Origin of the sequence: Bacillus sp. LK2, from assembly GCF_001043575.1 — a bacterium.
GTDB lineage: Bacteria > Bacillota > Bacilli > Bacillales > Bacillaceae_G > Bacillus_A > Bacillus_A paramycoides.
Genome location: NZ_LDUK01000004.1, coordinates 108,163 through 127,001 on the forward strand (window position 1 = coordinate 108,163; position 18,839 = coordinate 127,001).

Below are 18,839 nucleotides of genomic sequence, written 5' to 3' on the forward strand. Positions count from 1 at the left end.
TATAGGGGATGGTATAGATGACCTTGAAGCATATGTGGGGATGGAAAGAAATTTTATATTTATTTGTTTTCGTATTTCTGATTGTTCCAGTAACAGTTGAATCTCTTTTTTATGATTATGCTTTAAAAATAATAGGGAACTCATTATATGCTGGAGTATTAATGGGACTTATAATGGCAGTGATATTTATTTTTGTAGTTTATCTTTTTTGCATAAAAAGATATAAACTGTCGTGGAAAGATATTGGAATTCGGAAGCTTTCATGGAAAGATTTATTGTGGACATTTGTAGCGGTTATTTCTTTGATTGTAGTTAGTATTGGTGTATTAATGATAATGGAGAAACTGGGGATTTCTTTTGAAAATAGTAAAACGGAGACGGTCCAAAATGATAAATCAATATATTCGTTCTGCATCGCGGTAATTGGAGCGGCGGTTATATCACCAATCTATGAAGAGATTTTATATCGAGGTGTTTTTTATACGTTTTTTCGTGATAGATATGGCATATGGGGCGGTATGCTTTTAAGTTCAATAATATTTACTGTTGTTCATATCCCAACATACAACACATTACCGGTGAATTTTTTAAGCGGAGTAGCATTCGCATGGTTATATGAGAAAACAAATTCTATTTTATCAGCTATGGTTGCCCACGCACTATTTAATTTCATAGCAGTACTTCTCACATTTATGTCGAATTAAGAAGATATATAGGAGGGATACATATGGAAATAGCTGTAGAACGAGTTTTTACAAAAGAGATTTTAGCAAGAGCAGCAAAGTCATTTCATGTGACAGTGGAAAAAAAACCACTTGGTGATTTCGAGAATTATATTTTTAAAGCGAAGGATAGAAATGATGAAGATTACGTATTACGCTTAACACATTCTTCCCATCGTTCTAAAAAAGAGGTAGAGGCCGAACTAGATTTTTTACGGTATGTTGCAGAGCATGGAGCGAAAGCGGCTGGTCCTTACTACTCAATATTTCAAAACCTTGTAGAAGAAATCGGAGCGGAGGATGGTACTTCTTTTTATGCTTCGTTATTTGTATATGCGAAAGGTGAGCAAGTGAAAGGAGACGAATCGCCTTATTGGGGAGATACTTTCTTTGAAGCATGGGGAAAAGCAATTGGACAACTGCATCGTCTGACAATGAATTATCCTAAAACAGATGACCGTGATACGTGGGAAGAGGATGAGAGTGCAATTGTTAACGAATTAGAAGATAAGAAAGTGAAAGAGATTGCAACTGTATTAATGAATGAGATAAAAGCTCTTCCAATTGAAAAGGAGACGTTCGGTCTTATGCATGGTGATATTCATCCGGGCAACTTTCATTATGATGGCAAAGAGTTAACAATCTTTGATTTTGATGATGCGGCTTATAATTACTTTATACATGATTTAGCAATGGTTCTTTATTACTCTGTACTTTTTACACCGTGGACTGTAGAAGAGAAGACAGAATTTGCTCGTAAACAGTTAGAAGTGTTACGAAAAGGTTATGAATATGAGCACAGGCTAGCGGATAGTTGGTATGAATCGTTACCGTTATTTTTACGTTTACGTGATATAGGCCTATACGGTACGCTTCAAAAGAAGTTTAAAGGGAAAGATATGTCTGATAATTTCAGAGAATTATCGGAACAACTTTATGAAAGAATTATAAAGAAAGAAGCGATTGTGAATATATAATACATTCATATCAAAACAAAGTATGTAAAATAAATATATACTTTGTTTTTTTATACAAAAATATGTTTGTTTTATTAAAATAATATTGTCATAGATTCAGTATACATTTATAATTTTTATATATTCTGAAAATTCTTTATAAAGAGGAGGGGGAATATTGGAAGCTATCGTAAGTTGGATAAATAATATTGTTTGGAGTCCCGCACTTGTCTATTTATGTTTAGGAGTAGGTCTATATTTTTCCATTCGAACGAGGTTTTTACAAGTAAGACATGTAGGAGAAATGGTGAAGCTTACATTTCAAGGGGAAAAATCGGATGCGGGTGTTTCTTCGTTCCAAGCGTTAGCACTTTCATTATCAGGACGCGTTGGAACAGGAAATATTGCGGGTGTTGCAACGGCTGTTGCATTTGGTGGTCCAGGAGCTGTCTTTTGGATGTGGGCGGTAGCTTTTCTAGGAGCAGGTTCTGCCTATGTAGAATCGACACTTGCACAAATATATAAGACGAAGCATCAAGGACAATTCCGCGGTGGTCCGGCTTATTACATTGAAAAGGGACTAGGGGTTAAATGGTACGCATTAGTGTTCGTCGCAGCAACGATTCTTGCGACGGGGATGCTGTTACCGGGTGTTCAGGCGAATAGTATTGCTATAAGTTTGGAAACAGCTTTTGGCATTAATACTTCTGTATCCGGAGCGGTATTAGTAGCGGCATTAGCACTTATTATTTTTGGTGGAGTTAAGCGAATTGTTAACGTAGCGCAGGTTGTAGTGCCGTTTATGGCGCTTGGCTATATTTTAGTAGCCTGTGTAATTGTAGCTATGAATATTGAAAAACTACCAGACGCTTTCATGTTAATTTTAAAAAGTGCATTTGCATTAGAAGCTGCTTTTGGTGGGATTATTGGTTTAGCGATTTCCTGGGGGGTAAAACGTGGTATTTATTCAAATGAAGCAGGGCAAGGAACTGGACCGCATGCCGCAGCAGCTGCTGAAGTATCACATCCAGCTAAACAAGGATTAGTGCAAGCATTTTCCGTTTACATTGATACATTATTTGTTTGTTCAGCAACAGCATTTATGATGATTATTACAGGCATGTATAACGTATTTGATGCAAGCGGAAAAAACTTTATCGTCAATAAATTAAATGGTGCACAGCCAGGTCCTGGTTATACACAGGCAGCAGTAGAATCTGTTTTCCCTGGATTCGGAAGCGCTTTCGTAGCGATTTCTCTATTATTCTTCGCATTTACAACTATTATGGCTTATTACTACATTGCAGAAACGAATATTGCTTACTTAAACCGGGATAAAGACCGTCCTTGGATGTCTATCGTACTAAAGTTTGTATTCTTAGGAGTTGTATTCTACGGTTGTGTAAAAACAGCCGAAACAGCATGGGCTTTAGGTGATATCGGTGTAGGAATTATGGCATGGGTTAATATTATTGCGATTCTATTATTACAAAAACCAGCATTGATCGCATTAAAGGATTATGAAAAGCAGAAAAAAGAAGGAAAAGATCCAGTATTCGATCCGCAGCCTTTAGGAATCAAAAATGCAGATTTCTGGGAGCATGAATACGGGAAAGATAAAAAAGAAGAAGTATCTTAATAGAATAGGAATAGAGGAGCAAAGGGGAAGCCCTTTGCTCTTTTTTATGTGCAAAATGAGGCTGAAAGTTATTTTTTTGCCTATTTTTGAATATAAAAAGAATGTACATGCTTTGTTAGGGGAAGGGGGGAGTTTGTTGATTGAGTTTCGTAATGTAAATAAATATTATGGTAACTTTCAAGTTTTGAAAAATATTAATGTGCAAGTGCAAAAGGGTGAAGTGGTAGTAGTTATTGGGCCTTCGGGGTCAGGGAAAAGTACGTTACTTCGGTGTATAAATCAATTGGAGTCAATTACTGATGGAGAATTGATTGTACAAAATACGGAAGTACACAATGCGAAAACAAATATGAATGAATTGCGCCGAAATATTGGGATGGTCTTTCAACACTTTTATTTATATCCACATAAAACAGTACTTCAAAATATTACACTGGCGCCAATTAAAGTAAATAAAGCATCAAAAGAGGAAGCTGAGAAAACAGCGATGTTTTATTTAGAAAAGGTAGGAATCCCGGAGAAGGCCGGTGTATATCCACATCAACTATCGGGAGGACAACAGCAAAGGGTAGCAATTGCAAGAGGGCTTGCGATGCAGCCGAAAATTATGTTGTTTGATGAGCCAACGTCTGCTCTTGATCCAGAGATGATTGGTGAAGTGCTTGATGTTATGAAAGCGCTGGCTAAAGAAGGGATGACGATGGTAGTTGTCACACATGAGATGGGATTTGCACGTGAGGTAGCAGATAGGATTTTATTTATGGATGACGGCCAAATTATTGAAGATACAACACCAGCACAATTTTTTGCAAATCCTGAACAAGAAAGAGCTCGTTTGTTTTTAAGTCGGGTGTTAAATCATTAAAGGAGGAATTTCATGCTTAAAATGAAAAAGTTGTTTACTTTAATTGTATTTTCATGCCTATTCGTGCTCGTTGTCGCTGGATGTGGAAATAAAAAAGATGAGGCGAAAGAAACAAATACGAAGCAAGGTGGAGTTGTTGAGCAAATTAAGAAGCGCGGGAAATTAGTAGTCGGGGTGAAAAATGATACGAATTTATTTGGATTGAAAAATCCTTCAACCGGGAAGGTAGAAGGATTTGACATTGATGTAGCAAAGGCGCTTGCGAAAAAGATTCTTGGAGATGAAAATAAATTAGAGCTGAAAGAAGTAACTTCTAAAACACGTATTCCTATGCTGAAAAATGGTGATATTGACGTGATTATCGCAACAATGACGATTACGGAAGAACGTAAAAAAGAAGTTGATTTTTCAGATGTATATTTTAAAGCGGGGCAATCGTTACTTGTGAAAAAAGGAAGCAATATTAAAAGTATTGATGATGTGAAAAAAGATGTAAAAGTATTGGCTGTGAAAGGCTCGACGTCTACAAATAACATTCGTCAAAAGGCACCGGAAGCGACTGTATTGGAGTTTGAAAATTATAGTGAGGCATTTACAGCGTTAAAAGCAGGCAAAGGAGATGTTTTAACGACAGATAATGCGATATTGTACGGAATGGCAAAGCAAGATGCAAATTATGAAGTTGTTGGGAAAATCTTTACGGATGAACCGTACGGAATTGCAGTTCAAAAAGGTGCGGACGATTTAACGAAAGAGATTAATAGTTTACTAAAAGATATGAAGGCTAATGGGGAATACGATAAATTGTATGAAAAATGGATCGGTCAAAAACAAGAAAAATAAAGTGAAACTTTAATCAGTGGGGGAGGGGTTTACTCCTACTAATTATTAGCCTACACCAATCGGGATAAATAGTAAGAATGAGAGGATGAGGGATGCTCATCCTCTTCTTATAAAGAAAGAGGTGATTGTACTTGCCTGATTTTTCTATTTTGACAACTAACATTGATATGTATTTAGAAGGATTTAAATATACGGTAATGTCTAGTGTAATTGCGCTAATAGGGAGTTTTGTTTTAGGGGTTATTATGGCGGTGATGCGTATTGCACCTATCCGTATTTTGAATTGGATCGGATCTGCCTATGTAGAATTTGTTAGAAATATTCCACTCGTATTAATTGCATTCATTTTCTATTTTGCTTTGCCTGTAATAGGAATTACTTTTAATGGTTTTGTAGCAGGGACAGTTGCGCTTACAGTTTATACAGCTGCTTTTATTGCGGAAGTAATTCGTGCGGGTATTTTATCAGTCGCGAAAGGACAAATGGAAGCGGCGCGCTCTTCAGGGCTAACATACGTACAAGCGATGTATTATATTGTTTTACCTCAAGCGATGAAAATCGTAATCCCTCCTTTAGGAAATCAATTTCTCAATTTAGTGAAGAACTCTTCTATACTCGGAATTATTGCTGGGGCGGATTTAATGTATCAAGGAGATTTAATTTCAACGAAGACGTTCGTTACGTTTGATGTATATATATTTGTCGGGATGTTTTATTTAGTATTAACAATTCCGCTAAGTATGCTAGTGCGTTATTTGGAAAGACGCTTGGCAAAGGAGGCGGTGTAAATGGATTTTCAAGGTGCTATTACGGGAGATCATATACTCTTTTTATTAAAAGGATTGCTTATAACGCTAGAAGTCGCTCTTGTAGCGATTGTACTTAGTTTTATTATCGGTAGTGTAATAGGAACTTTGCGCTATACAAAAATACCCGTCGTCTCACAAATACTAGGCTTTATCGTTGAAGTCATTCGAAATTTACCCCTTCTTCTAATTATATTTTTTACGTATTTTGCACTTCCAGAGGCAGGTTTGAAATTAGAAATTATAACAGCCGCAATTGTTGCTTTAACGATATTTGAAGCAGCGATGATATCTGAAATTGTTCGAAGTGGTCTATTATCTATCGAAAAAGGACAAATGGAAGCGGCGCGCTCGTCAGGATTAACATATGTCCAAACGATTTGGAACATTATTTTACCCCAAGCGTTGAGAAGAATGGTACCGCCGCTTGTCAGCCAATTTATTTCATTATTAAAGGATACGTCACTGGCAGTTGTTATATCATTGCCGGAGCTTATGCATAATGCTCAAATTATTAGCGGACAGAACGTAAATTATATGATTCCAACATTTATATTAGCAGCTTGTATGTATTTCATCGTAAATTACAGTTTATCAATTTTATCGAGAAGATTAGAACTTCGTTAACTCTTACAATAATACGTAAGAGTTTTTCCTTATAAATCCTTAATTACCTTAAAATAGAATCCGAATCTCTTAATAATTAAATTTTTATAATATTTTATCAGAAAAGTTTTAATTTTATATAGAAATTGTAACCGCTTTCGTGTATATTTTTATTATCAGAAAATTTTAAAAAGAGATAGAGGGTTTATAGGGGAGGATTACAATGCAGCAAACAACGAATGATAAATTACATCGTACGATGAAGAGTAGACATTTATTTATGATAGCACTAGGTGGTGTAATCGGGACAGGGTTTTTCCTGGGTTCAGGATACACTATTAATCAAGCTGGACCAGGGGGAGCAATTCTTTCTTATTTAGTGGGCGGATTTATTATGTATTTAACAATGCTTTGTCTTGGAGAGCTAACGGTAGCGATGCCAGTTTCAGGTTCTTTCCAAAAGTATGCGACGAAGTTTATCGGACCTGGAACTGGATTTATGATCGGCTGGCTATACTGGCTTGGATGGGCAGTAACAGTAGGATTAGAATTAACGTCGATCGGTTTAATGATGAAAAGATGGTTTCCAAATGTTGATGTTTGGGTATGGTGTCTCGTATTCGGGGTTATTTTATATGCTTCAAACGCTATCTCAGCGAAAAGTTATGCTGAATTAGAGTTTTGGTTCTCTAGTATTAAGGTAGTTACAATTATTGCATTTGTTGTTCTTGGTGGTAGTGCATTACTAGGATTTTTACCATACGACGGAAAAGAAGCAGCGCCTCTTTTCTCTAACTTTGTAAGTGATGGCGGACTATTCCCAAATGGACTAGCTGCAGTACTTCTTACGATGATTACAGTTAACTTTTCATTCCAAGGAACAGAGTTAATCGGGATTGCAGCAGGAGAGAGTCAGGAGCCTGAAAAAACAATTCCACGCGCAATTCGTAATACAGTATGGCGCATTATGTTATTCTTCATTTTAACAATGACAATTTTAGTAGGATTAATTTCTTGGAAAGAAGCAGGAGTAATTGAAAGTCCATTCGTAGTTGTATTTGATAAAATTGGTATTCCATATGCAGCGGATATTATGAACTTCGTTATTATTACTGCTTTATTATCTGTAGCGAACTCAGGATTATATGCAGCAACACGTATACTATGGTCACTTGCAAATGAAGGAATGGCACCAACTTCCTTTAAGAAGGTAAATAAACGAGGTATTCCAATTACAGCGCTAGTCGTAACAATTGCTGTTGCTGCTCTTTCTTTATTAACAAGCTTCCTTGCAGAAGATACAGTATATATGTACTTATTATCTATAGCTGGTTTATCCGCTGTTTCAAGTTGGATTATTATTGCTTTATCACAACTTCGTTTTAGAAGTCAGTATATAAAAGGCGGAGGAAAGTTAGAGGACTTAAAGTATAGAACACCACTATATCCAATTGTCCCAATTTTAGCTTTAATTACAAATAGTATCGTTGTTATTAGTTTAGCGTTTATTCCTGAGCAACGAATGGCGTTATATTGTGGTATTCCATTTATCATTTTCTGTTACATATATTATTATATGAGTAAGAAACGGCAGAAACCGATGAAAGTGGAGATGGAAGCGAAGTATGAAAATAAAAATCAAGCATGATAATATTCGAGCAGATTTATCGTATGACAAATTAGCAATCGGAAAAGAAGATGGGTATTCACCGTTAGAATTACTCGTTTCTTCTATTGCGGGATGCAGTGCAATTGTTTTTCGAACGATTTTAGAAAAGAAACGTATTACATACGATACGTTTACAATTGAAACTGAAATTGGGAGAAGTGAAGCTTTATCAAAACCAGTTGAAAGTGTTCATTTGCACTATAAAATTAAAGCGAAAAACATTACAGAGGAGCAATTAGACAAGGCACTGCAACTTGCAGTGAAGAATTGTACGATTGTTCAATCTGTAAAAGATAGTATAAAGGTTACAGAAACAATTGAATTAATAAAGTAAAACTTTAATCAGTGGGTGTTTATCCCCACTGATTATTAGTTGAACCAATCGGGCTTTTACGGGCAGTTGATCTCCTATCTAACTCCTTTGCTTTACAGCAGAATTTTGAGATAGGAGTCTTACTGCCCGTTAATGCGGGATAAAGTAAGATGTAAAAACGTGAGAATAGGGCGCTCACGTTTTTATGTTTTTGAAAGAGGAATTCTCTTACGTCTTTTTAGTCTCCATACATATTTAAAACTTCTTTCGCACGTATGCGTAAACCATCTATTAATTCTTTCGGTTCTAAAACTTTTGCATCTTTTCCAAGCCGATAAAATAAAGGGGTAATAAAATTAATTTCTCCTTTATCAATTGTTGAATTTATATACCCTGTCCCATCTTCGTTTACTTCAACGAACTCTTCAAGGTAAGGAACGCTTTTACATTGGCGCACGCCTTCTGTCGTTAATAAAACATGTAACTGAGTAGGAATGATTATTACGTTAGAGTTAGAGGCAAACCATTCTTCTAAATTCATGAATGTATCTTCGTTTTCTTCCATTGATAATATGGAAAGAATACGATCGACACGATACAGTAATACTTTCTTTCTACTAAAGTCATAGGATGGCAAATACCATAAACCATCGTGAGCATATACACCGATAGGATGAACATGTTTTGTTTTTATTCCAGATTTAGATTCGTATTGAAAGTGTAAATTTTTATTTTCAATAGCTGCTGTTAACACTTCTTTTAAAAGTGGTGTATCAATTGTCCTCTTCGGATTCCAAAAAGCGATATAAGAACGTATTGTATCAACTTTAGCTTTCGCATCATTTTGTAGAGAGCCATATAGTTTATGTGTAACGGAATTGATTTCCGTATTAAAAGGCAAGTTACGATAGTAGCTTAAAGATTGAAAAGCAAAAAAGATGGAGACAGCTTCTTCTTCAGTGAATAAAATAGGTGGAATTACTCTATTCGTTAATACTTTATATCCTCCATTGCGACCTTGTTCAGCGTAAATGGGTAACCCCATATCACTCAAATCTAAAATGTATCTATGAACAGTACGAATAGATATATTGAACTCATCAGCTATTTCTTGAGCTGTAAATTTCCTTTTTGCAGAAGCGAATATAAGAATGTCTAATAAACGTTTTGCTTTTGACAAGGATATCACCTTTTTCTTTTTAAAACATGACATTAATTGTCATGTTTTATTGTTAGTATATTGCTTACATCATAATCTTATCAATATGAGATGCGAGGAGGAAAAAATATGTCACGTGAAGTTGTTTTATTTATTGCAGCTAGTTTGGATGGATTTATCGCGAAAGAAGATGATGATTTACAGTGGTTAATGGAAACTGAAGGAGAGGGCGATAACGGTTATACAGAAATGTATGAATCGATTGATACAATAATCATGGGGAAGAGAACGTATGATTATGTGATAGAGCATACGGAAACATTCCCATACCTGGATAAAAAATGTTATGTTTTTTCTAATTCAGAAAAAGGTTCAAACGAACATGTAGAGTTTGTAAATGAAGATGTAGTGGAGTTTACAAAAAGTTTAAAAGAGGAGGAGGGATCTAAAATATGGATGGTCGGTGGAGGGAGTCTACTGAGAGAATTTTTTAAGAGTAATTTAATTGATGAATATATTGTTACGATTACACCTCATATATTAGGTTCTGGTATTCCGTTATTTAAAGAAAAGAGTCCGCAAATTGATTTAACTTTAACGGATACAAAGCGTTTTGGACAGTTTGTAAACTTATATTATAAAAGAAAAGCCTAAATGCTAATAGAACACGACTATGAATGTATAGTCGTGTTTTATTATAAGGATGGTAATGAAATCACAAAGCAAGATCCATGACCAACTTCACTTGTTACGGTAATATTCCCGCCGTGTAGTTCTACAATTTCTTTCACAATGGATAGTCCTAAACCAGTTCCTCCTGTTGCACGTGATCTTGCTTTGTCAACGCGATAAAAGCGGTCGAAGATGTGAGGGAGGTCTTCTTGCGGAATACCTTCGCCTTCGTCTTGAATGAGAAATATAATATGTGTTTGTTCCTTGGTAATAGAGATTTTTATTTGAGAATGCTCTTTCGAATGCCTATAAGCATTATTTAAGATGTTCATCATCACTTGTTCAAATCGTTGTTCATCAAGGTTTGCTGAGAGTGAAGAAGGACATGTGAAAGAAACTGCAATATGTTTTTTCTCATACATAGCGTTTACTTTTTCTGTTATACGAGTAAGAAAAGAATGTAAATACACTTCTTTTACTTCAATAGAAAAGCTATGCTTTTCCATTTGAGCAAGTACAAATAAATCTTGGACTAGGTTCGTAATGTAATCAGATTCGTCTTTTATAATGGATAAATATCGTAAACGTTGCTCAGGAGCTGTACTTTCTTTTAATGCAATGTCAGCATAACCTCTTACGTACGTTAAAGGTGTTCGTAATTCATGAGCAACACTCGCTAGAAATTCACTTCTTTCGGTTTTCATATAATGTAAATCATTTGCAAGAGTTTGAATGGATTCTGCAAGTTCACCAATTTCATCATTTCGAGTAGTAGTTAAAGAAACGGATAAATCGCCCTTACTCATTTTTTCAGTGGCATGTTTCATGTGTAACAATGGTTTTGTTAATAAGCGGGATAATAGAAAAATTGTGACGACTGTTAATAGGAAAGTCACGATGCCGGCAATAATAAATTGTTTTGTTAAGCCATTAATCATTTCTTCGATTGATGTTGTTCTGAGAAACATATAAACATAACCTTCTAATTTTCCATTTACTACAATGGGACTAACTGTACATATATAATTAGATGTTTTCCAATGATTTTCTATAATAGATCCGTTATGATCTGTACTCGTATTCATCTCGGCAATATGCTTTTTTATAGTCTTATCTGGTTCGTTAGACTTTGCTAGTACTTCCTTATTTGCATTTGTAATAACAACGGTTGTTTCAGCTTCGGATTCCATTAAAGCGACGTGAGAGATTGTTTGCCTGTCAAAATACTTTTCAAGGACATCTCGGTGACTATTTCCGCGCTTTAATAAAGCTGTCATTTCTTCATTTACTCTAGCGTTTACAAGGCTATAATAGAGCAAGACAAATAGAACACTTTCGATTAAAAGTGTAACAATTAGAAAATAAAATCCGAGTTGAATAGAAATTCGCTTCATTGTTTTGCTCCTTAATTTTCGCTATCAATCCATCGATAACCTACTCCGTATATAGTTTTTAAATGGTGATCAATAGGGAAATTTACTTTTCGTAATTTATCACGCAAATTACGAATATGTGAATCGACTGTTCTATCTTCTGTATTTGTATTTAAACCCCAAATCCGTTCAATGAGCTGATCACGGCTTAATACGTAATTCACATGGCGTAAGAATAATCCGAGTAAAGAGAATTCGATCGGAGTGAGAAGAAGTTCTTCATTATGTACAGAAGCGAAATGCTTTGTCTCATCCCATAAAATGCCGTGATATTGGATTTGCGTATGTTGATTCGTACGCCGTAAAACAGCTTCAATTCTTGCGAAAAGCTCCTCTTCATGGAAAGGCTTCGTCACATAATCATCTGCTCCAAGTTTTAATCCTTGAATGACATCTACCGTTTGATCACGAGCGGTTACCATAATGATTGGAACGTTACTAAATGAACGAATTCTTTTGCACGTTTCCCATCCATCCGTCTTTGGCATCATAATATCGAGTAAAACAAATTTGAAGTTTCGATTTTCTATATGTGAAATAGCTTCTTCTCCAGATACCGCACATACGCAGTTATATCCGATTGGAGTAAGATAAAGAGTTAATAATTCAAGCATTCTCGGTTCATCGTCTACGAGTAGTATATCGATCATAGAGTACCTCCGCATTTGTAGTTATTACTTAAATTGTAAGTCAAAATCATGAAGAAATGGTGCAGATTATAATGCATCTGCATAATTTCTTCAGAATTGCTTGTTATCGTAAAGGTGAAATTCCATTTTAAGTAATAATATTGGCTCGAAAACGATGAAGCGGAGGCGATATAGTGAAGAAAAAGACCCGAATCCTTGGGATAACAATAATTACGGCAGCCGGTCTTGCGGCATGTGGGCAAACGAACACAGATCATAAAAATCATGAATCTACAAAAGAGAAGAAAACAGAGCAAAAGGAAATGAAAATGAATCAAGAGGTGACTGCGCCGAAAGAAATGAATAAAGGAGCATCGAATGATTTATTAACGACAAGTTTAAAAAATATAACGAGATTAAATACAAATGATCCTCTGCAAATGACAGTATTAACTTCGCAAACAATATGGCCAGCAACTCATAAAGAGAATCAGCCAGGTGCGGTTATTTTAGTGCCGGTGGACGAGTGGCAATTAGGGATTGCAAGTGCGGATCTTATTCATCATCCGAATAATGGGCCGATTTTATTTATAGAAAAAGAAGCGGTGCCGGAAATGACGTTAAAAGAAATAAAACGATTAAATCCCCTCGGAACAAAAGATGGAACGCAAATTATGGTGATGGGGGATGTAGGTGCTTCAGCACTAGAGCAATTAAAAGACTATAAAGTAAAGCAAATAAAAGAAACGGATCCAGCTAAATTTGCTAAAGATGTTGATAAAGAATATGCCGATATAACAGGGAATTATCCAAATAGTGTTATTATCGGTTCGTCTGAAGAAGAAGGGCGCTTATATACAACACCAGCTGTAAATTGGATTTCTCATATGCCAGAACCTCTTCTATATGTAGAAAAAGAAAAGGTGTCAGAAGCGACAATCGAGGCGCTAAAAATGAGAAAAGATAAAGCGAATATATATGTGTTAGGACCAGAAAAAATCATTTCGAAAGAAGTAGAAAAGGAGTTAAGTAAATACGGAAAAGTAACACGTATTAGTGGGGAGACTCCAACAGAAAATTCTGTTGCGTTTGCGAAATTTAAAGATGAAAAAACGAAATTTGGCTGGGGGTTCACAAAACCAGGTCACGGTTTGTCATTTGTTTCAAGCAAAACACCAGACTTAGCAATTGCGGGAGCACCGTTTTCACATATGGGTAAACATGCTCCGGTATTATTTTTAGAAGAAGGTAAAGCTTCGCAACCAGTATATGATTTCCTTGCTAGCATTCAACCGAAGTTTAAAGATGATCCAACAATCGGTCCGTACAATCATGGATTCTTATTAGGGAATACTGAAAATATTTCATTTGAAACGCAAGGTATATTGGATGAGAGGTTAGAGATTGTTCAAGAAAATGGAAAGGGGCATGGTGGACATTAAATAGGAAAAGACGCTGCGGAGGTAGCGTCTTTTTTTAGGAAACTTTTACATAGCAAAAAATCTTCTACTCGTTATATAATAGCCTTCGTGCAGTCGGCTTTGATTTTCTTATGGAGAAAATCAAAGAATCAAAGAATTAAAGAGTAGAGGAGTACATGGCAAAGATTCACGTGAAACATTTGTATATTGAAAATAAGAAAATATACGAAATTCACAGCCAACTATTCTTCGCATCTGCGACAAATTTTATAAATACATTTCCATACAATGAAGAAGCGAAAGAAATTGAGATGAACTGTACTCACGCACACGTATGGGATGATTCAGTTGTAGCAGCAATTGATAAAGTTATAATGAAATATGAACAAAGTGGTGTGAAAGTAAGGATCACAGGTTTAAATGAACGTAGCTCGAAGATTGTTTCAAATTTAGCTACTTATAATAAGAGAATTGCTAGTTAGAAGCCTCCTTTTTAGGAGGCTTTATTATATAATACGAGTAGGATAACGAAAAGGGGATTCAGCATATGTACAAACAAATTATATTAGCATGTGACGGTTCTGAGCATGCACTTCGGGCAGCCGAGCATGCAACATATATTGCGAAATTTAACGAAGAAACAAATGTTGAAGTTGTGTACGTAGTAGATAATAGAACGGCAAAATCAGATATTATACAGGGACAAACAGATTTAGAGACAATTTCAGCAAGTCGAAAAGATAAATTAAAAGAGATTGAGACGTTATTAAAGAAAGAGAAAATTGCCTACAAAATTACGATTCTACACGGTGATCCTGGAGATACAATCGTTCAATATGTAAATACAGGAGATATTGACCTTGTTGTTGTAGGAAGTAGAGGGTTAAATACACTGCAAGAGATGGTGCTTGGTAGTGTAAGTCATAAAATAGCAAAGCGTGTGAAATGCCCGGTGATGATTATAAAATAAATTGAGTGAGATATTCTGTAGTGTAAGTAGGACCTTGATATAATTCAAGGTCTTTTTTGATGTATAAAAGGGGGAAGCGTGGACATACTAGATATATAAGTTTAGAGGGAAATTGTTAACTTACAAATTTGTAAGTTAGTTGTCAGCGAAATCGATGTTATGAAAATTATTCCATTGGTAAAATAAGAGTATCGAAGGGGAGGATGAAAAAGATGAAAGCATTCCAAAATTTATCATATAGCCAAGGTGTGGGTCTTATTTGTTTAGGAGGATTTGCGGGATCTGTTACGTTAGCTGTTTTAGTAAAGATGTTTCAGCAAATGTTTTAATCGTATTGTATAAGTAGAAAGGAAATGGTTATTATAAACTACAAAATTTACACTTTAGAGATAAATAAAAAATAGCTCCTAGCGAAAAAAGTATAGGCTAGGAGCTATTTTTTATTTTATTTCTCTGTTTCTGCTTTATCGCTTGTTACTGCAACGTCTTTCCATGTTAATTTTGCACCAGGAGCAACATCATAATTTTTCACACGATTGTTTACGCCTGTTAATTCAAATTGATAGTGAAGTGGAATCATTGGTGCCTCATCATGGATTAATTTTTGCCATTTATCGTATACCTCTTTACGATATTTCTCATCACCAGCTTTTTCTGATAAACCTTCAGTTAATAATTTAGTATTTTCATCGTTTACCCAGCGGCCGTAGTTGAAACTTGCATCTTTTGCCCAAAGACCAGATAAGTCAGGGTCAGAACCAGTATTCCAAGCACCGCCGAAGATATCAATCTTTGGATCATCTTTCTTAATCATATCGTAGAATGAGTTAAACTCGTGTAGACGACCATCTACAAGCTCTACTTTTAAGCCGATATCTTTCCAAGATTGAATAAAGAATTTTGCAAGTGGTTCACTTGTATCGCTACCACTACTAGCTAAGTAATTAATTTTGAATTCTTGACCTTTTGGATCTTCGCGGAATCCATCACCATTTTTATCTTTATAGCCAGCTTCATCTAATAATTTCTTCGCTTTTTCCACATCGAAGTTGTATGCACCAGCATTGTTGTTGTGATATTTTGGCATAGATGGTGGAATTGGTGAGTTAGCAGGGAAGCGAAGTCCATGATATACTTTCTGTCCAAGCTCTTCACGATTTACTGCATATGCCATTGCTTGACGTAGACGAACGTCTTTAAATTTATCTTTATCCATTACAGCTTCGTTTTTCCCTTTGTCCATATGTCCGAACTTAAATCCGATGTAACTATAGTAAAGATCTGTTTTACCAATTAACTGTGTATTTTTTAGTTTACTTACATTTGGATATTGATCTGCAGTAACTTTTGCGATATCAATATCACCTTTTTTCAACGATGCATTTACGATTGCTGGGTTTACTACTTTTAAAGTTACATTTTTTAATTTCGGTTTACCACCCCAGTAGCCATCAAAGCGTTCAAATTCAACTGATTCACCAGGAACAATTTTCTTCACTTTAAATGGTCCGAATCCAATTGGATTTTTACGAACTTTATCGGATTCAGCTAATTTTTCAATTGGTACATCGCCTAAATATTTTTTAGAGGTAGGATATGTCCAAATGCCAGTTTTTAAAGATGGATTTACAGTTTTATAAGTAATAGAGATCGTTTTTGGATCAACAACTTTAATACCTGAAATTTTATCAGCTTTTCCAGCGTGGTATTCTTCCATTCCCTCGATCATTTGCATTTGTGTATCATAACGAACTCCAGCATATTTACTGTTACCAATAATTAAGTAAGAAAATTCTAAATCTTCAGCTGTTACAGGGTTACCATCGTGCCAGTTTACATTATCTTTAATTTTAATTGTAATTGTTTTCTTATCTTCGGAAATTGTATAAGTTGCAGGTCCTTCGTTGTTGATTTCCCAGTTTTTATCTGTATATAATAAGCCTTCATCAAAGAAATCGATAACTTCAGCATCAGGAGCACCGTCATATACAACTCTACTTAACACACCTGCGAATGGTGTATTTGAAACAAGAGCGTATGTTAATGATCCGTCTTGAATTTCTTTTTTATCATTTTTTACAAGAGCATTAAATTTTTTCGTATCTGTTTGATTAGTATTAGTACTAGTTTTTTTACTTCCGCTATCAGCACCCCCACATGCAGATAGTAATAATGTTGAAGCAGCAAGTGTACTTAATACTTTGTACAATTTTGGTTTGTTCATAACTTCTCCACCCCTTATCCTTTTCTTTGTCTTGCATCAGCCGAACGCTTTAACGCTTGACCAATAAAATTTATACATAGCATCAACACTAAAATCATGATTGATGCAGGTAACCAAATCCACCATTTTTCTTGCAGTACATCTGGATTTGTTGCGTAACTTACGAGTGTACCAAGGCTAGGTGTACTTTCTGGTAGACCGAATCCTAAGTAAGTTAAACCAGATTCAATACCGATGTTCCCTGCAAGGTTTAATGTAACGCTTACGATAATAATGGAACTTAAGTTAGGTAACACTTGGAAAAGGATGATCTTCCAGTTAGGTGTGCCTAAAGTTTTAGATGCAGCAACATAATCGAGCTCTTTTTCAGTTAATACTTTTGAGCGAATTAATCTTGCTTTTCCTGTCCATAAGAAAGCAGTCATAATTAGAATAAACGTTGTGATATTAAAAGTAGGTACAAGTGTGATAAATACGATAATAAGCATTAACGTTGGTAGTACTATTATGAAGTCAATGAATCGCATAATAGCATTATCAACTTTTCCTCCGAAATAGCCTGCAATTAATCCGACAGAAAGACCAATTAAACAAGAAAGGATTGTTATTGCCAGTCCGATAGTAAATGAGTTTCGTGTACCAATGATAAGTTGTCCAAAAATATCACGGCCTCCATAATCAGTACCCAACCAATGTTCAGCAGAGGGAGGTGCGTAGATGGAAAACAAATCCACGCGTACAATATCTTCTTGCTTCATAATAAAAGATGTTACATAGACTGCTAATAGTAATATTGCTAGAAAGACTAGTGAAAACATTGCTAATTTATCTTTACGAAATTCGCGCCACATAATGGAGAAACCAGAGGGGCTTTTCTCGTAATGAATGACTTCAGTTTGTTTTTCAGGATTTGCTAACATGATTTTTTCCTCCTTCCCATTAATCGATTCGAATACGTGGATCAACGATGCTTAAAATGATATCGGAAAGAAGTGTTCCGAGTAACGTTGCGAATCCAGTAAATAAAACAATTGCAGTTACTACACTAAAGTCACGCTGTCCCATAGATTGGATGAATAATTGTCCAATCCCTGGATAACTAAAAATATTCTCTAAGAAGAGTGCTCCAGTAACTAAACCTGTAATTTCATAACCTAAAAAGGCTGCAATTGGTAAAAAGGAATTTCGTAAAATATGTCGTGAATAAACTTTAGATTCAGGAACACCTTTCGCTCGGACTGTTCGTACAAAGTCTTTATGTTTTGTATCAATAATTTCACTACGTAAATACTGCACAGTACCGACAGTGGCAATTAAAGCTCCTGATAAAGCTGGTAATAGAATGTGATTGAACTTACTCATATAATAAGCTAATGTACCTGTTTCAACTTGTGGATCTACGCTACCCCCAGTTGGGAAAATTGGAAACTGGAATCCGAAAAGGAAGAGCATAATTAATCCGAAAATAAAGAGCGGTGTAGCAAATCCTAAATAGTTATAGAGCGTAATGAGTCGATCACCCCAAGTATCGTTCCAGCGGCCGCTTATTACTCCAAGCGGAATGGCAATAATATAAGTGAGAATAAGGATAACAACTGCTAATAAAATCGTATTTCCGAGACGTTCACCAATTAAATCAGTTACTTGCATTTTATGCGCATAGGAAACACCGAAGTCACCTTGCACAGCGTTTTTAATCCACCGTACATATTGCGTTGTTACAGGATCGTTTAATCCTAGCTTTTCACGTTGTTCTTCAATGACTTTTGGATCTGATTTCGGATTTGCCATCTCTGCTCCAGTTAATGCATCACCTGGCATTGCTTTAGCTAGTAGAAAGACGAGCACGCTTAATATGAATAATTGCGGAATCATAATTAAGATTCGGCGTAATATAAATTTCCACATGTTT

General features: G+C 35.5%; 18 protein-coding genes and 2 pseudogenes. 14 read left to right on the forward strand and 6 right to left on the reverse strand.

The genetic code is table 11. The annotated features are described in order from the left end of the window. Positions 1-17: 17 nt before the first annotated feature. The 9 genes from VK90_RS04480 to VK90_RS04520 all read left to right on the forward strand — a co-directional run bounded on the left by VK90_RS04480 (position 18) and on the right by VK90_RS04520 (position 8,440). Positions 18-704, forward strand: a complete 687-nt coding sequence (locus tag VK90_RS04480; protein ID WP_048370729.1) for a CPBP family intramembrane glutamic endopeptidase — start codon at positions 18-20, stop codon at positions 702-704. Positions 705-727: 23 nt separating this feature from the next. Then, positions 728-1,699, forward strand: a complete 972-nt coding sequence (locus VK90_RS04485) for a phosphotransferase enzyme family protein (protein WP_048370731.1) — start codon at positions 728-730, stop codon at positions 1,697-1,699. A gap of 157 nt (positions 1,700-1,856) precedes the next feature. Further along, complete coding sequence (locus VK90_RS04490; RefSeq protein ID WP_048370733.1) at positions 1,857-3,317, forward strand: alanine/glycine:cation symporter family protein; 1,461 nt, start codon at positions 1,857-1,859, stop codon at positions 3,315-3,317. A gap of 46 nt (positions 3,318-3,363) precedes the next feature. Continuing rightward, positions 3,364-4,182 (forward strand): amino acid ABC transporter ATP-binding protein, encoded by an 819-nt coding sequence (locus tag VK90_RS04495; RefSeq protein ID WP_327916440.1) that lies wholly within the window; start codon positions 3,364-3,366, stop codon positions 4,180-4,182. Positions 4,183-4,194: 12 nt separating this feature from the next. Then, entirely contained in the window at positions 4,195-5,025 is an 831-nt protein-coding gene (gene glnH, locus VK90_RS04500; RefSeq protein ID WP_048370736.1) for a glutamine ABC transporter substrate-binding protein GlnH, read from the forward strand. A 131-nt stretch (positions 5,026-5,156) separates the two neighbouring features. After that, positions 5,157-5,813, forward strand: coding sequence for an amino acid ABC transporter permease (locus tag VK90_RS04505; RefSeq protein WP_048370738.1), 657 nt, complete (start codon positions 5,157-5,159; stop codon positions 5,811-5,813). After that, positions 5,814-6,458, forward strand: a complete 645-nt coding sequence (locus VK90_RS04510) for an amino acid ABC transporter permease (protein WP_048370740.1) — start codon at positions 5,814-5,816, stop codon at positions 6,456-6,458. It abuts the gene before it with no gap. A 202-nt stretch (positions 6,459-6,660) separates the two neighbouring features. Then, positions 6,661-8,085: an amino acid permease gene (locus VK90_RS04515; RefSeq protein WP_025149807.1), complete on the forward strand. Its 1,425-nt coding sequence runs from the start codon at positions 6,661-6,663 to the stop codon at positions 8,083-8,085. Continuing rightward, complete coding sequence (locus VK90_RS04520; RefSeq protein ID WP_025149808.1) at positions 8,063-8,440, forward strand: OsmC family protein; 378 nt, start codon at positions 8,063-8,065, stop codon at positions 8,438-8,440. Before VK90_RS04515 ends, VK90_RS04520 begins: the two co-directional genes overlap by 23 nt. A 217-nt stretch (positions 8,441-8,657) precedes the next feature. Here VK90_RS04520 and VK90_RS04525 read toward each other — a convergent pair whose 3' ends face one another. Continuing rightward, on the reverse strand, positions 8,658-9,599 hold the full coding sequence (locus VK90_RS04525; protein ID WP_048370743.1) for a helix-turn-helix transcriptional regulator: 942 nt from the start codon (positions 9,597-9,599) through the stop codon (positions 8,658-8,660). A gap of 108 nt (positions 9,600-9,707) precedes the next feature. On the opposite strand from VK90_RS04525, the gene VK90_RS04530 reads away from it, so the two are divergent. Next, the gene (locus tag VK90_RS04530) at positions 9,708-10,232 is read left to right on the forward strand and encodes a dihydrofolate reductase family protein (RefSeq protein ID WP_048370744.1); all 525 of its coding nucleotides are present in this window, start codon (positions 9,708-9,710) and stop codon (positions 10,230-10,232) included. A 3-nt stretch (positions 10,233-10,235) separates the two neighbouring features. Here VK90_RS04530 and VK90_RS04535 read toward each other — a convergent pair. Next, positions 10,236-11,644 (reverse strand): annotated as a pseudogene (locus tag VK90_RS04535) (sensor histidine kinase). An 11-nt stretch (positions 11,645-11,655) separates the two neighbouring features. Continuing rightward, positions 11,656-12,333 carry a response regulator transcription factor gene (locus tag VK90_RS04540; RefSeq protein ID WP_048370746.1) on the reverse strand — a complete coding sequence of 226 codons (678 nt, stop codon included), beginning with the start codon at positions 12,331-12,333 and terminating at the stop codon, positions 11,656-11,658. Positions 12,334-12,506: 173 nt separating this feature from the next. Here VK90_RS04540 and VK90_RS04545 point away from each other — a divergent pair, with 173 nt between their 5' ends. The 4 genes and pseudogenes from VK90_RS04545 (at position 12,507) to VK90_RS27540 (ending at position 15,032) form a co-directional block, all read left to right on the forward strand. Further along, the gene (locus VK90_RS04545) at positions 12,507-13,754 is read left to right on the forward strand and encodes a hypothetical protein (protein WP_048370748.1); all 1,248 of its coding nucleotides are present in this window, start codon (positions 12,507-12,509) and stop codon (positions 13,752-13,754) included. A gap of 155 nt (positions 13,755-13,909) precedes the next feature. Continuing rightward, positions 13,910-14,215, forward strand: a pseudogene (locus VK90_RS04550) (STAS domain-containing protein); the annotation flags it as partial. A gap of 65 nt (positions 14,216-14,280) precedes the next feature. Beyond that, positions 14,281-14,703 (forward strand): universal stress protein, encoded by a 423-nt coding sequence (locus tag VK90_RS04555; RefSeq protein WP_025149813.1) that lies wholly within the window; start codon positions 14,281-14,283, stop codon positions 14,701-14,703. A gap of 203 nt (positions 14,704-14,906) precedes the next feature. Then, the gene (locus VK90_RS27540) at positions 14,907-15,032 is read left to right on the forward strand and encodes a DUF4027 family protein (RefSeq protein ID WP_082147782.1); all 126 of its coding nucleotides are present in this window, start codon (positions 14,907-14,909) and stop codon (positions 15,030-15,032) included. A gap of 116 nt (positions 15,033-15,148) precedes the next feature. Here the strand turns inward: VK90_RS27540 and opp4A are convergent, their stop codons facing one another. From opp4A to opp4B, 3 genes are read right to left on the reverse strand one after another with little or no spacing between them, the layout of a single operon-like run. Then, the gene (gene opp4A, locus VK90_RS04560; RefSeq protein ID WP_048370751.1) at positions 15,149-16,927 is read right to left on the reverse strand and encodes an oligopeptide ABC transporter substrate-binding protein; all 1,779 of its coding nucleotides are present in this window, start codon (positions 16,925-16,927) and stop codon (positions 15,149-15,151) included. A gap of 14 nt (positions 16,928-16,941) precedes the next feature. After that, positions 16,942-17,847 (reverse strand): ABC transporter permease, encoded by a 906-nt coding sequence (locus VK90_RS04565; protein WP_048370753.1) that lies wholly within the window; start codon positions 17,845-17,847, stop codon positions 16,942-16,944. 19 nt (positions 17,848-17,866) lie between these two features. Next, positions 17,867-18,835: an oligopeptide ABC transporter permease gene (gene opp4B / locus VK90_RS04570; protein ID WP_048370755.1), complete on the reverse strand. Its 969-nt coding sequence runs from the start codon at positions 18,833-18,835 to the stop codon at positions 17,867-17,869. Positions 18,836-18,839: the final 4 nt, after the last annotated feature.

What these genes read in the sequence shown, in the direction of transcription:
- VK90_RS04480 (WP_048370729.1), top strand. Translation starts at nt 18, where the DNA reads ATGACCTTGAAGCATATGTGGGGATGGAAAGAAATTTTATATTTATTT.
- VK90_RS04485 (WP_048370731.1), top strand. Translation starts at nt 728, where the DNA reads ATGGAAATAGCTGTAGAACGAGTTTTTACAAAAGAGATTTTAGCAAGA.
- VK90_RS04495 (WP_327916440.1), top strand. Translation starts at nt 3,364, where the DNA reads ATGTGCAAAATGAGGCTGAAAGTTATTTTTTTGCCTATTTTTGAATAT.
- glnH (WP_048370736.1), top strand. Translation starts at nt 4,195, where the DNA reads ATGCTTAAAATGAAAAAGTTGTTTACTTTAATTGTATTTTCATGCCTA.
- VK90_RS04510 (WP_048370740.1), top strand. Translation starts at nt 5,814, where the DNA reads ATGGATTTTCAAGGTGCTATTACGGGAGATCATATACTCTTTTTATTA.
- VK90_RS04515 (WP_025149807.1), top strand. Translation starts at nt 6,661, where the DNA reads ATGCAGCAAACAACGAATGATAAATTACATCGTACGATGAAGAGTAGA.
- VK90_RS04520 (WP_025149808.1), top strand. Translation starts at nt 8,063, where the DNA reads ATGAAAATAAAAATCAAGCATGATAATATTCGAGCAGATTTATCGTAT.
- VK90_RS04530 (WP_048370744.1), top strand. Translation starts at nt 9,708, where the DNA reads ATGTCACGTGAAGTTGTTTTATTTATTGCAGCTAGTTTGGATGGATTT.
- VK90_RS04540 (WP_048370746.1), bottom strand. Translation starts at nt 12,333, where the DNA reads ATGATCGATATACTACTCGTAGACGATGAACCGAGAATGCTTGAATTA.
- VK90_RS04555 (WP_025149813.1), top strand. Translation starts at nt 14,281, where the DNA reads ATGTACAAACAAATTATATTAGCATGTGACGGTTCTGAGCATGCACTT.
- VK90_RS27540 (WP_082147782.1), top strand. Translation starts at nt 14,907, where the DNA reads ATGAAAAAGATGAAAGCATTCCAAAATTTATCATATAGCCAAGGTGTG.
- opp4A (WP_048370751.1), bottom strand. Translation starts at nt 16,927, where the DNA reads ATGAACAAACCAAAATTGTACAAAGTATTAAGTACACTTGCTGCTTCA.
- VK90_RS04565 (WP_048370753.1), bottom strand. Translation starts at nt 17,847, where the DNA reads ATGTTAGCAAATCCTGAAAAACAAACTGAAGTCATTCATTACGAGAAA.
- opp4B (WP_048370755.1), bottom strand. Translation starts at nt 18,835, where the DNA reads ATGTGGAAATTTATATTACGCCGAATCTTAATTATGATTCCGCAATTA.